We start from the raw sequence: 12,694 nt of genomic DNA on the forward strand, positions 1-12,694 counted from the left end.
ATCAATACCGGACGCATAACGTCCAGAGCTGCATACCCACGCGGAGCGCCGGGACGATAAGTAAGGTGATAGTCACGCTTGATCCATCGCCTCGTTCAGCAGCTTTTCCAGCTCGGCCTTGTGGCGCAGAAAGAGGATGCTCTGCCCGTGCCGCTCATCCAGCAGGCCGGAAATATCCAGGTCAGTGATGTAACAGCGATAGCGCTGCGGTTCCAGACGTTTGCCGAGGATTTGCCGAGCAACGGCGGCGTATAGCTGATCGCCGTATTCCAGCTCGGAAAACTCGCTGTTGTCGCAGTACAGCGTAGTGTTCAGCTGTCCCGGTGAGGCTTCTTCGATGATTGCCTGCACGTCGTAAAACGGTTTGTCCGTTGCAGTTGGCGCCAGGCGCTGTTCGATGCGTCGCGCAAGACCGGGCCCGGAAGGCAGCACCTGATAGTAAAGGGTCTCGAGGGAAAGCGGCTCGGACGGATTATCCAGCGGCAGGGAGGCGCCCCGACGATAGACCAATGAGTGGAAAAAGCGCTGCAGCGGCAGTAACAGGCTTTGCTCGTCGTGGTAGGGCACGCGCTGGTGCCAGAGCGAATTGTGCTCGTCTAGCACGTACAGATCGGTATCCGGCTCGTTGATCCGGTAAAACACCTGAATGCATTCCGGCTGCCCGAACGGCAGAATCAGGGCCAGGTCGTGGCCGTCGAGTGCCTGAGGGTCGAGGTGCAAGGGACTGTAAGTCGGCAGCTCCTCACCCAGGTATTTGAATAACCCTGGCAAACTGTTCACCACCACATGGCCGACCTGCCCTGGCCTTATTTCCAGAACGTGGTACTGCTGCTGCACCTGAATCAGGTAGCGATGGTTCAGCCGTCTGGCGAGTAACAACCGCGCGGTGCTGATCAGTTCCTCGACACGCTGGGCGATGGCTGGCGCGCGGTTATGACAGAAGCAACGCACCTGAATCCGTGGCTGTTCTCCATCTACCGGCAAGCTGCCGAGCAGTTCGCTCATGCAATCAAGCAAGGCGTGCGGGCCGTCATAGCGGCTGACCAGCGTTTCGTTCCAGCTATTGAGCGTGATCTGGTCCAGCGTCAGCACCAGGTTTTCCCGCACCCCGGCGTAACTGAGCGCATCCGTGCGCTCGGTTGTCATCAGGATGTTGAGATCGCGGTGATGCCTGAGCGGGTCGACGCCGACATTGATCAGCAGCAATATTTCACTGGGCACGCTTGGCTTGAGCAACGCCTCGTCGTCCACTTCGGGAAGCGGCAATTCGATGCTCTGCTGCAGGGCGCCGAGCAGGTTGAACAGCTCGGATTCACTCAGATCGCTGGCGCCCGGGTGCAGCGCCAAACGGGTCGTGGAGTCGATCACGGTGTTGCGGTGGCACCAGGTCAACAGTTCCAGCAACTCCCGGCTACGTTTGATCGGCGTGAAGTTTGGCCATTCATGAATGCTCAGGTTGCCGTTGTACAACGCCCATTGATGCTTGCCGGGCTCGCGTTTATTGGGCGAATGCACCAGCGTCAGTGTGTCTTCGGCCAAGTCCGGAGCGATCCCCGGGTTGATGAATTCGACCTTGCCCGCCTTGCGCTCGAACGCTGCATAGAGGCGGCGTCCAAGGATAGTCAGGTCGCGGGCGCCGGGCGTGTCGGCGGTGCGTTGCGTTTTGGCGAACTGGGCCTGAAATCGATAGCTGTAATTCAGCTCGTTGACCAGCGCGCGGCGCTCACTCGCTACCTGGCGTACTTTCCATTGGCTGCGGCTGTCGAGCAGCGCCAAGTGCCGCTCGTCCCAGCCCCATTCCGAGGTCAGGCGTTCCAGCAACTGGCGCTGCCAGCCGATGTTGCGCTGACGAGTGGACCCGCTGAGCTTCTTGTTGACCTTCAGGTACAGACTGCGGCGCACAAGCTCCAGCCGTTCCGGCTCATTGCGCGCTTGCAGGTGCTCTTCGATACGCCGGTAGACGACCACATACGGGTCCAGCTCATCCAGGTTCAGTTGATTGGCGAACACAGCCTGCTTGAAACGCAGGCTCAGGCACTGGACGCGCGGATGCTCACTGGAATACACCTCGATCAACAGCAGCTTGAGCACTGACTTGTAGGGTGATTCGATGCCTTTGAACAGTTGCCACAACCCTGCGCCAACAAACTCCGCCGGCGGAATGTGCGACATCGGGCCTAGATCGAGCACTTCACTGGCGCGAATGAAGCGTTTGTTGAGGAGCGTGTGGGTGTATTCCTCGTAATTCTGCTCCTCATAGACCGGCACCATCCACCACATCGGGGTGCGGCCAGCGAGCCAGATTGCGGTGCGATAGAACTCGTCCAGCAGCAGGTAATGCTGAGTCGTGCCGCAATCGTCCGAGCTGAGCTGCGAGTCGCGGTCACCGCTTCTGAAGCGTTGTGGGTCGATCAGGAAAAAATGCGCCTCCGCTCCCATCGTGGCCGCCCAGGCTTCGAGGGCCTGACATTTCTTGCGCAGCTCGGCGATGGCGTCTGTGTCCAGCGTACTGTCGTGACAGACCCACACATCCATATCGCTTTGTTCAGCCTGAGCGAGCGTGCCGAGGCTGCCCATCAGGAACAGGCCATGAATAGGTTGAGGCGGATGACCGTGGCGCGCCTTGTACGAGAACGAGCGCGTCAGGCGCTGAGCTTCTGCCAGCGCCAGGGTGTCTGGCTCATAGTGCGAGACACCCGCTGGCGTGCTGCCTGAAACGTAGCCCGGCAACAGAGGATGATTGACGTGGAAAAACAGCGGCAGCAGGGTCAGAACACTTTGCTGGCGGGTTGAGAGCCCTTCGAGGGCGCGCGCGTACCGCCCGTCATTGAGGGACAGGAAGCGGTTGCGCAACTGGCTGAGCACCTTGCGGTCGATGCCCTCATCCAGGTCGGGGCGAATTTCAGGATTACGCGTCATCGCAACTCAAGGCATCTGGCCTATGCAGCCGTGGAATTGCTGAGCAAGATGGCGAAGAAGGTTTGCAGCCGAGAGAAACGGGTTCGTTCGGGTTGTCGTTCTGGCGCCAGTATCGGTTATCGACCGGGAGTCAGATAAGTGAAGGGCCTGCCACAGGTTTTTGTGCAGGCCCCGCGGCCTTCAGGCCGCCTGTTCAGATACGCTGAGGATGGTCAGCAGGGATTGGGCGTGTTGCGCCGCTTCAAGTCCGAGGCTGGTCAGATAACCGCCATCGACCTGAGTCGTGAGACCTTTTTCGAACAGTCTTTTTGCTGCTGCGACGGCAGTGGGGGCCGCGACGTGATGAACTTTGAGGCCTTCCTGGGTATTTCCCAGATTGAACAGTGCAAGGATTTCCAGTTCGGCAACCAACTCAGGGGTATACGACATAGGTACTCCAGACTTTTTGTAATGGTACGACCTGGCCGGCTGGCGGGTGGGTTCTGGAATCGACGTGTCCGTTCTTCGCTCGTCGGTTCTGGATGACCGTTAAAGCCGGTTTGGCGAGATGGCCCCGGAGGATTCAGCGGCAGCGGGGCATTTGCAGTGTAGTCAGCGTCCGAAGTGTTTGCAGCATATATATCGACGACATGAACGGTCGGATGATTATTTCTCGGGCGGCAGCTCAGGCAGGGCGCGCAAGGCAGCTTCGTACCATTGCGTGTCGAACGGACGGTCCTGTTCAAGCAAGGCGTCGATTTCGATGGCCAGAACGTGCGCCATCATTTCGAGAATGTCTTCACGCTCGTAATTCACCAGGGTCAGCATGTTGAATACCGCTTTGGCCGCTGGCGGGTTACCGGCTTCTATCTGGTTCTCGATGGCTTCGATCAGGGTCGAAGCGGCAAATTCTTCTTCGTCGTTGTCGATTGCGTCGGTCATGGTAAATCCTCAAGTAAGGCGGGCAGTCTAACCGGCGACCTGAAAACAACAAACCCCGGAAGTCCGGGGTCTGTCAGTCAGGCGTGAAGGTCAGTCGGCGGTCGGCTGAGCCAGTGGCACAGGTTGCTTGCTGCGCCAGTGCGGCAGGGAGTTCCAGTAGCGCTCGCCCTTGGCATCGTCATACATGCCTTCCCAGCGCGAGATCACCAGTACCGCCAGTGCGTTGCCGATCACATTCAGGGCCGTGCGCGCCATGTCCATGATCCGGTCGACGCCCGCGATGAAGGCCAGGCCTTCCAGTGGGATACCGGCGCTGCCCAGTGTCGCCAGCAACACGACGAAGGAGACACCCGGTACGCCCGCGATGCCCTTGGAGGTGACCATCAGCGTCAGTACCAGCATCAGCTGTGCACCTATCGACAGGTCGATGCCGTAAAGCTGGGCAATGAATATCGCCGCAATACTCTGATAAAGCGTCGAACCGTCGAGGTTGAACGAATAGCCAGTGGGCACCACGAAACTGCAGATCGCTTTCGGTGCGCCGTAGGCTTCCATCTTCTGGATCACGCGCGGCAGGACGGTTTCCGAGCTGGCGGTGGAGTAGGACAGAATCAGCTCGTCCTTGAAGATGCGCATCAGCTTGATGACCGAAAAGCCGAAAGCCTTGGCGATCAGGCCCAGTACCACGAAGGCGAAGAAGATAATCGCCACGTAAACCAGAATCACCAGCTTGGCGAGCGGCAACAGCGATGCAAAGCCAAAGTTGGCCACGGTCACCGCGATCAGCGCGAATACGCCTATCGGGGCGTAGCTCATGATCATGTGCGTGACCTTGAACATGGTTTCCGAGACACCCTGAAACAGCTTCACCAGAGGCTCGCGAACTTCGGCTTGCAGGCTGGAAAGGCCCAGACCGAACAGTACCGAGAAAAAGATGATCGGCAGCATCTCGCCGCGCGCCATCGCGGCAAAGATATTGGAAGGGATCAGGTTGAGAATGGTCGCGACGAAGGCATGATCGTGCTGAACTTCAGCTGTAGTTTGCTGGTATTTCGAAATGTCGACCGTGCCCAGTGTGCTCATGTCGATGCCGGTGCCCGGATGGAACACGTTGGCCAAAACCAGCCCCACCAGAATGGCTATGGTGGTCACTACTTCGAAATACAGAATGGTCTTGAGGCCGATGCACCCTAGCTTTTTGGCATCGCCCACGCCTGCGATACCCACAATCAGCGACGCAACCACGATAGGGATAACGATCATCTTGATCAGACGGATGAAGATGTCGCCCGCTGGCTGCAGGATATTACTGATCCACCAGGCCTTTTCGGCACTGAAATGGTTGAGCAGCGCGCCCACAGCGATGCCCAGTGCCAGTCCGATCAGAATCTGCCAGGCCAGACTCAGCTTTGCCTTCTTCATATTATTACCCTTGTTGGAAGTGGCTTGGGCAAGTCCAAAACCGATGCGCCGAGCGTGCTTTTTGCAGCATTTTCAGGGCAGGGGAATCCCTTTGGAAATGTCCCGAGAAGGTCACCGCAGGCGAGCATCCGAGCTCTGTAGCAGGCGAAAAAAGTCGCAACTATTCCCATGGCGCGCGCTCACGTCTAATGCCGTAAACGACTACCTCATGCCGAATCGGCATACAAAAACGTAAATAAGTATTGATTTATGTCAGGCGAGGAAGTGGCTATTCGGCGCAAAGGTGGCTAAAACGTCGCCTTTGGCGTGGTGGAAGAGATAGTGGTGGAAAGACGAATATCGCAGTGCTGAATCGATTACCCGAGGTATTTAACAGATGTACGGTATCAAGACGCCCAAGCCTGCGTATCCGCAATGGATGGATGGCTCAGGCGCTCGACAGGTTTCTGATGGATCAGCCTTTGCCCTTGGTGCGTGTCATGTGCGGGCCGCTGTTTTTTTCCAGATATTCGATGATCATCCCGGCCACGTCTTTGCTGGTCGTCACTTCGATGCCTTCCAGGCCGGGAGACGAGTTTACTTCCATTACCAGCGGCCCGTGGTTGGAGCGCAGGATATCCACGCCCGCCACACTCAGCCCCATGACCTTCGCTGCACGTAGCGCAGTCATGCGTTCTTCCGGCGTGATCTTGATCAGGCTGGCGCTGCCGCCACGGTGCAGGTTGGAGCGGAACTCCCCCGGTTTGGCCTGACGTTTCATCGAGGCAATGACCTTGTCACCGACTACGAAGCAGCGAATATCTGCGCCACCTGCTTCCTTGATGTACTCCTGAACCATGATGTCCTGCTTGAGGCCCATGAAGGCCTCGATCACCGATTCTGCTGCGGTGGCAGTTTCACACAGCACCACCCCGATCCCTTGAGTGCCTTCCAGCACCTTGATGACCAGCGGCGCGCCGTTGACCATCTGGATCAGGTCCGGAATATCGTCCGGGGAGTGGGCAAAACCGGTAACAGGCAAGCCGATACCGCGACGTGACAGCAACTGCAGCGAACGCAGCTTGTCCCGCGAGCGGGCAATGGCGACCGATTCATTGAGCGGAAACACGCCCATCATTTCAAACTGGCGCAACACCGCGCAGCCATAGAACGTCACCGAGGCACCGATGCGCGGAATCACTGCGTCGAAGCCTTCCAGCGGTTTGCCGCGATAATGGATCTGCGGCTTGTGGCTGGCGATATTCATGTAGGCGCGCAGGGTGTCGATCACCACCATCTCATGGCCCCGCTCGATACCGGCTTCAACCAGACGACGGGTGGAATACAGACGCGGATTACGCGAAAGCACAGCGATCTTCATGCAACACCTGAGGAAGTAGAGGCCGGGAACACCGGCTTGTCTTGTACATACGTTATGCCCGGATTGACGACCAGCTGGCCGTCTATCAGAGCCTTTGAACCCAGCAGCAGTCGATAGCGCATCGACTTGCGGCACGCCAGTGTGAATTCCACCGGCCAGATAAGATCGCCCAGTGCCAGTGTGGTGCGAATGACGTAGCGCACCTGTGCGTGGCCGTTGGAGCTTTTTATGGTTTTCAAGGCGACCAGCGGCGCTTCGCATCGACGATGCCGTAGCTGAACCACCGTTCCGAGGTGTGCGTTGAAGCGAACCCATTTCTGTCCGTCGCGTTCGAAAGGCTCGATTTCAGTGGCGTGCAGGCTTGAAGTGCTTGCGCCGGTATCGATTTTTGCCCGCAGGCCAGCCACCCCCAGGTCGGGCAGCGCTACCCACTCGCGCAGGCCGATAACGGTCAGGTGATCAAATGTCTTCAATGCGATTCCGTATTTTTCAAGGCGTCTTCCAGGCTTCCGGTGTTACCTGAGCCAAGGCTCTGAAGGCAGGTTTGGCGAACAGATAACCCTGCATCAGCACAATGCCGCAGTCGGCGAGAAAATCCCGCTCCTCTATCTGTTCTATGCCTTCTGCGATGACTTTAATCCCCAAGTCCGAACACATTGTGACAACCCCGCGAACAATTGCCTGACGCGCGCGATCACGATGAACATCGCGGATCAGATGCATGTCGAGTTTTATCAGGTCGGGCTGGAAATCAGCGAGCAGCGTCAGGCCTGAATACCCGGCGCCGAAGTCATCGATGGCGGTCATGAAGCCGAACTGTCGATACTCACGCAGGATGTTGCTCAAATGGCCCTTGCTGCACACGTGCTCGCTTTCGATGGTTTCGAAAATCAACCTGTCGATCGGGAAGTCGTGAAGCTTGGCGGCTTCCAGTGTGCTGCGGATGCATAATTCGGGACGATACACGGCATTGGGCAAAAAGTTGATCGATAAACGCTCGGTCATGCCCAGCCTTGCCGCACCGGCAATGGCCGTGGTGCGACACATCTGGTCAAAGCGATAACGGTTCTTGTCATTGACCTGACTCAGCACCGAATACGCGCTCTCGCCATTCGGCCCACGCACCAGCGCTTCATGGGCAAAAGTGGACTGGTCGCGCAGGTCCACGATGGGCTGATAGGCATAATCGAACGAGAAGCCCAGTTCCGGACTGCCGGTGCAGCCCTCACACCCCTTCCTGGGGGAGGTTAACGAAGTTGGAAATTCTGTCACGTCGCACTCCATGTGAGGTCGGGGCAATACAATGATGAATGGCTGATTTTGACAAGCAAGGATCGGTTACTTCATGTTGGCAGGATGTTGAAACGTTAGCCATCCGAGTGCTGTCAAGTTTCCCGATGAGTCAGATATCGTTCAGACTGCCGCATCGATGAGGAATTCAAATGGCACAAAAGCTTGAAGACGACAAGGTTCGTCTGGACAAATGGTTGTGGGCGGCGCGCTTCTTCAAAACGCGTGCGCTGGCCAAGGCTGCCATCGAAAGCGGCAAGGTGCACTGTCGCGGCGAACGTTGCAAGCCTGGCAAGGAGCCGCGTCTCGGCGATGAATTTCAGATCCGGATGGGCTTCGACGAGCGCACGGTCGTTGTCGAGGCTCTCTCGGTTGTTCGACGAGGCGCGCCGGAAGCCCAGACGCTCTATCGCGAGACGCCAGAGAGCATTACCCGGCGAGAAAATGCAGCGGCTCAGCGCAAGGCCGGCAACCTGGGCGTGACCACCGACGGCAAGCCGACCAAGAAGCAGCGCAGGCAGCTTTTTGATTTCCGCGGTGCCCGGGACAGCGACTGAAAAACCGCCGAATGGCATACCGGACAGTCGCCCAAGCGCGCTTCCAGCTTGGAAGCGCGCCGTATAGCTCCTAAAATGCCGGTCAAACCTCATGGTGCACAGCACTTTCAAATGCCGTTTGGCGCGCTTGCAGCCGACGGCCATCCATTGTCATCAACTCAGATACCCCCTTCCTATGCATGATTTACCGGACACCGATTTCACCCAGCGTTTCATCTTCGACGAAAGCGACGTCCGTGGAGAGCTGGTAGAGCTGGAGCGTAGCTACGCCGAAGTACTGGCCAAGCACCCCTACCCGGAACCTGTCGCGCAGTTGCTTGGCGAGCTGATGGCGGCTGCGGCCTTGTTGGTCGGCACGCTAAAGTTTGACGGCCTGCTGATTCTGCAGGCGCGCTCCAATGGCGCCGTACCGCTGTTGATGGTCGAATGTTCCAGCGAGCGAGAGCTGCGGGGCATTGCCCGGTACGACGAATCGCAGATAACGCCAGGTGCCGGGCTTCAGGACCTGATGCCCGATGGCTCGCTGGCGCTGACTGTCGACCCGCGCAAGGGCAAGCGTTATCAGGGCATCGTAGCGCTGGACGGCGTCGACCTGTCGGCAAGCCTTTCCAACTACTTCGTGATGTCCGAGCAGCTGGGTACGCGTTTCTGGCTCAAGGCTGACGGTCACCGCGCTTGCGGCTTGCTGCTGCAACAGTTGCCTGCCGCGCAGATCACCGACCCTGACGAGCGCTCTGCCAGCTGGGAACACGTCATCACGCTTGCCAACACCCTGTCGGCCGAAGAAATGCTAAGCCTGGACAACGAGACCATCCTGCATCGCCTTTATCACCAGGACCCGGTTCGCTTTTTCGACGTGCAGCCGATCTGCTTCCGCTGCAGCTGCTCGCGCGAGCGGTCCGCCAATGCACTGGTCAGCCTCGGTCTGGAAGATGCGCAGCAACTGGTGATCGAGCATAACGGCCAAATTGAAGTCGACTGCCAGTTCTGCAACGAGCGCTACCTGTTCGATGCCACTGACGTCGCGCAGCTGTTTGCTGGCGGCGGTGTCGATTCGCCATCTGACACGCGCCATTGATCAACGCGTAAAGGCTCTCAGAATACGGTGTGGGCGCCTGTAATGCTGTTCTGACAGGAGGGTCCTACCATTTCTGGGCATTTCTGGCATAATCCGGCCCACTTTTACGCTGTAGTAGTGGTTGTTTTTTTACTACAAAACCGTTTGGAGCACTCGGCTACAGGCCGACGGGGAACCTCATGACGCAAACCAACAACGCTGTGTACACCGATCTGAGCACCGACGAACTGGTCAAGGAAGCCCTTGCCCGTAACGAAGGCGAACTTTCTGACACTGGCGCACTGGTTGTGCAAACGGGCCATCGTACTGGCCGTTCGCCGGTCGATCGTTTCATTGTGGAAGAGCCGAGCACTCAGGACGCCATCGCCTGGGGACCGATCAACCGCAAGTTTCCGGCCGAGAAATTCGATGCTCTGTGGAACCGTGTCGGTGCTTACCTGGCAGAACGTGAGCGTTTCGTTTCCCACGTTCATGTAGGTTCTGATCCTGCGCACTACCTGCCCGTCAAGATGACCACCGAAACCGCGTGGCACAACCTGTTCGGCCGTTGCCTGTTCATCAACCCTGAACAGTACAACCCGGCAGGCAAGGACGAGTGGGAAATCCAGAACGCGCCATGGTTCGTCTGTGACCCTGAGCGTGACGGCACCAATTCCGACGGTACCGTCATCATCAACTTCGCAGCCCGCAAGGTGTTGATTGCAGGCATGCGCTATGCCGGCGAAATGAAGAAAGCCATGTTCTCGGTGCAGAACTTCCTGCTGCCAGCCGTCGATGTGTTGCCGATGCACTGCGCCGCCAACATGGGTGAAGAGGGCGACGTGACGCTGTTCTTCGGTCTGTCCGGTACTGGCAAAACCACCCTGTCCGCCGATGAAAGCCGTTACCTGATCGGTGACGACGAGCACGGTTGGGGTGAAGGCGTGGTGTTCAACATCGAAGGCGGTTGCTACGCCAAGTGCATCGACCTGTCCGAGAAGAACGAGCCGGTCATCTGGAAAGCTATCCAGCACGGTGCTGTACTGGAAAACGTCGTACTCGACCCGGTTACCAAAAAAGCCGACTACGCCGACAGCAGCCTGACCCAGAACAGCCGCGCAGCCTACCCGCGTGAGTTGATCGAAAAACGCGCACCGAAAAATCTCGGTGGCGAGCCGAACGCCGTGATCTTCCTGACCTGCGACCTGACCGGCGTGCTGCCGCCAGTATCCATCCTCAGCGAAGAACAAGCCGCCTACCACTTCCTGTCGGGCTACACCGCACTGGTCGGTTCGACCGAAATGGGTTCGGGTTCGGGCATCAAGTCCACCTTCTCCACCTGCTTCGGCGCCCCGTTCTTCCCGCGTCCGGCTGGCGAATACGCTGAATTGCTGATCAAGCGCATCCGCGGCTTCAAATCCAAGGTGTACTTGGTCAACACCGGTTGGACCGGTGGTGGCTACGGCGTCGGCAAGCGCTTCAACATCCCGACCACTCGCAGCGTGATCGCAGCTATCCAGAGCGGCGCGTTGATCGGTGCCGAAACCGAACACCTCGACACCATCAACCTCGACGTACCGAAACTGGTTCCCGGCGTAGACACCGGCCTACTCAACCCACGCAACACATGGGCTGACAAGGCTGCTTACGACGAAGCGGCCAAAGCACTGGCTGGCCTGTTCGTGGAGAACTTCAAGAAGTTCGACGTGAGCGATGCCATCAAGGCAGCGGGTCCAAAGTTGTAACGGGTAACGTTTAAAAAAACCGCCTTCATCGGGCGGTTTTTTTTGCCTTCGTTTTACGAATTTTAGGATCTGTTATTTATTGTCTTGAACATAAGTGTGGCCAGGTTTTATCACAACCTCCTTTACCAGGGCGTTGAGCTCTTTACTGTGATAGAGATCCAGGCACTTCAGTAAATCAAACTTGACTCCTTTTATTTCAGATTCAACCAGTGGGTTTGTATAGTCTCTGGCCAAATATTTATCAATGAGCGCTTTGACGGCGTCAGGGCTTTTCTCGAAATCATAATAGGCCCATTCGCGTAAAGCAGTGACACTGCTTCCTGCATCCATCGCGGTGCTTTTTTCTCCCTTGTAGGCATTGGCTATACAGGTCGCCAGCACCATATCCCTGTAATTTTGTGCGTAAGTCCTCTCCATTCCTTGGGGGGAGGACTCAGGAGGCGATGCAAAACTTGTGGGCGCGAGGCACGAAAACAATAAACCGACAGCAAAAATAACTCTCATTAACTTAGACTCCAGACGTTTGCTTTTTCTGTACTTTAGTTAGCGCCTGGCTCATTAAAATAGCAGTGATCATAACAAATGTTTCCATCGTATAGCGTTGCATGGCCTGACGCATCCTGCCATCCAGATATTTCAAAAAGTATGAAGCCTTTCTTGTTAGCCAGTGCACCGCCGCCAGTGGGAGGGTACTTAACGACGTCGGGCTTGCCCCACCGTGCTTCCAGAAAATGTATAAGGTTTTTGACGCGGAAGAAATATTGCCGTTGGTCGTTACCGGAAACTGTTTGTCCAGGTGTCTTGGGTATGATCAAGCCCGAATAATCTAATACATAGCTCATTCTGACTGCACACGTATTTTCCCATTAATATTATCTCAAAATACTTAACCTTGTCTCCACCTGCGCGGTGTCAATGATAAGACAACTTCTTTCAAATGTTTGCCTGCACATACTGTTCCGATAATTTTGCAGCTTGCTTTGTCTAAGGCTTTTGTGAAAGTAAAGTCACTTAAAGACGACCTTCCCGAAGAGGTTCCTCCGGAGGAACTTGCTGTGGCCGAGGTGCTTTGGTGCATTTCGAAACCATAGCCAGTAATTTCGATGCAATCTTTATAAGCATCATCCAAAGCTTCACCGGGTATGCCTTCTGTTTTTATATGCGCACCAAATGCCATTTCACTGTTTCCTTGTGTTTTTTACGTTCAAGCAGTGGTGTTCAGAATCAAAAATATCAGGGGGTTTTGTTTGCTGCAAGCGAATAATTAATCTTGTTAATGTTCCGATGTCTACAGCACTGAGTTTGAAAATATCTCAAGTTTGAGAGGTCTTTCCCTGTCTCTTGTGTGAAATTTCCTAGATTATCCAGCAGGTGGCGTTCGATCTCTACTGGACCTAGCCTGTTTTTTGTCATTGTAAACTCA

At 56.4% G+C, this 12,694-nt stretch carries 11 protein-coding genes and 2 pseudogenes; 3 read left to right on the top strand and 10 right to left on the bottom strand.

Annotated features, from left to right (window positions below; all coding sequences use genetic code 11):
• Window positions 1–72 precede the first annotated feature (72 nt).
• The 7 genes from ALO43_RS05050 to rimA form a co-directional block, all read right to left on the bottom strand.
• Window positions 73–2,919 carry a class I adenylate cyclase gene (locus tag ALO43_RS05050; RefSeq protein WP_024690702.1) on the bottom strand — a complete coding sequence of 949 codons (2,847 nt, stop codon included), beginning with the start codon at window positions 2,917–2,919 and terminating at the stop codon, window positions 73–75.
• Window positions 2,920–3,099: 180 nt separating this feature from the next.
• Entirely contained in the window at window positions 3,100–3,348 is a 249-nt protein-coding gene (locus tag ALO43_RS05055; RefSeq protein ID WP_024690703.1) for a TIGR02647 family protein, read from the bottom strand.
• Window positions 3,349–3,564: 216 nt separating this feature from the next.
• Entirely contained in the window at window positions 3,565–3,840 is a 276-nt protein-coding gene (locus ALO43_RS05060; protein ID WP_005887799.1) for a hypothetical protein, read from the bottom strand.
• 90 nt (window positions 3,841–3,930) lie between these two features.
• Entirely contained in the window at window positions 3,931–5,262 is a 1,332-nt protein-coding gene (gltP, locus tag ALO43_RS05065; RefSeq protein WP_054997196.1) for a glutamate/aspartate:proton symporter GltP, read from the bottom strand.
• A 454-nt stretch (window positions 5,263–5,716) separates the two neighbouring features.
• A complete protein-coding gene (rimK, locus tag ALO43_RS05070; protein ID WP_003318100.1) occupies window positions 5,717–6,622 on the bottom strand; it encodes a 30S ribosomal protein S6--L-glutamate ligase in 906 nt (301 codons plus the stop codon).
• On the bottom strand, window positions 6,619–7,095 hold the full coding sequence (rimB, locus tag ALO43_RS05075) for a retropepsin-like aspartic endopeptidase RimB (RefSeq protein ID WP_005887802.1): 477 nt from the start codon (window positions 7,093–7,095) through the stop codon (window positions 6,619–6,621). Before rimB ends, rimK begins: the two co-directional genes overlap by 4 nt.
• Before the next feature lie 16 nt (window positions 7,096–7,111).
• Window positions 7,112–7,894: a S6 modification regulatory phosphodiesterase RimA gene (gene rimA / locus ALO43_RS05080; RefSeq protein ID WP_024668946.1), complete on the bottom strand. Its 783-nt coding sequence runs from the start codon at window positions 7,892–7,894 to the stop codon at window positions 7,112–7,114.
• A gap of 170 nt (window positions 7,895–8,064) precedes the next feature.
• Between rimA and ALO43_RS05085 the strand changes: the two genes are divergently transcribed.
• From ALO43_RS05085 to ALO43_RS05095, 3 genes are all read left to right on the top strand, one after another.
• Window positions 8,065–8,469: an RNA-binding S4 domain-containing protein gene (locus tag ALO43_RS05085; protein WP_005887806.1), complete on the top strand. Its 405-nt coding sequence runs from the start codon at window positions 8,065–8,067 to the stop codon at window positions 8,467–8,469.
• A 175-nt stretch (window positions 8,470–8,644) separates the two neighbouring features.
• Window positions 8,645–9,547, top strand: a complete 903-nt coding sequence (gene hslO, locus ALO43_RS05090) for an Hsp33 family molecular chaperone HslO (protein ID WP_054997197.1) — start codon at window positions 8,645–8,647, stop codon at window positions 9,545–9,547.
• A 179-nt stretch (window positions 9,548–9,726) separates the two neighbouring features.
• Entirely contained in the window at window positions 9,727–11,271 is a 1,545-nt protein-coding gene (locus tag ALO43_RS05095; RefSeq protein WP_005887809.1) for a phosphoenolpyruvate carboxykinase, read from the top strand.
• A 72-nt stretch (window positions 11,272–11,343) separates the two neighbouring features.
• On the opposite strand, the gene ALO43_RS05100 is transcribed toward ALO43_RS05095, so the two are convergent.
• From ALO43_RS05100 to ALO43_RS30660, 3 genes and pseudogenes are all read right to left on the bottom strand, one after another.
• The gene (locus ALO43_RS05100; RefSeq protein ID WP_024690704.1) at window positions 11,344–11,775 is read right to left on the bottom strand and encodes a type VI secretion system amidase immunity protein Tai4; all 432 of its coding nucleotides are present in this window, start codon (window positions 11,773–11,775) and stop codon (window positions 11,344–11,346) included.
• Window positions 11,776–11,810: 35 nt separating this feature from the next.
• A pseudogene (locus ALO43_RS28315) lies at window positions 11,811–12,137 on the bottom strand (type VI secretion system amidase effector protein Tae4); the annotation flags it as partial.
• Between the two features lies 1 nt (window position 12,138).
• Window positions 12,139–12,448: pseudogene (locus ALO43_RS30660) on the bottom strand (type VI secretion system tube protein Hcp); the annotation flags it as partial.
• Window positions 12,449–12,694: the final 246 nt, after the last annotated feature.

The organism is Pseudomonas tremae, from assembly GCF_001401155.1.
In the GTDB taxonomy this organism is placed as follows: Bacteria; Pseudomonadota; Gammaproteobacteria; order Pseudomonadales; family Pseudomonadaceae; genus Aquipseudomonas; species Aquipseudomonas tremae.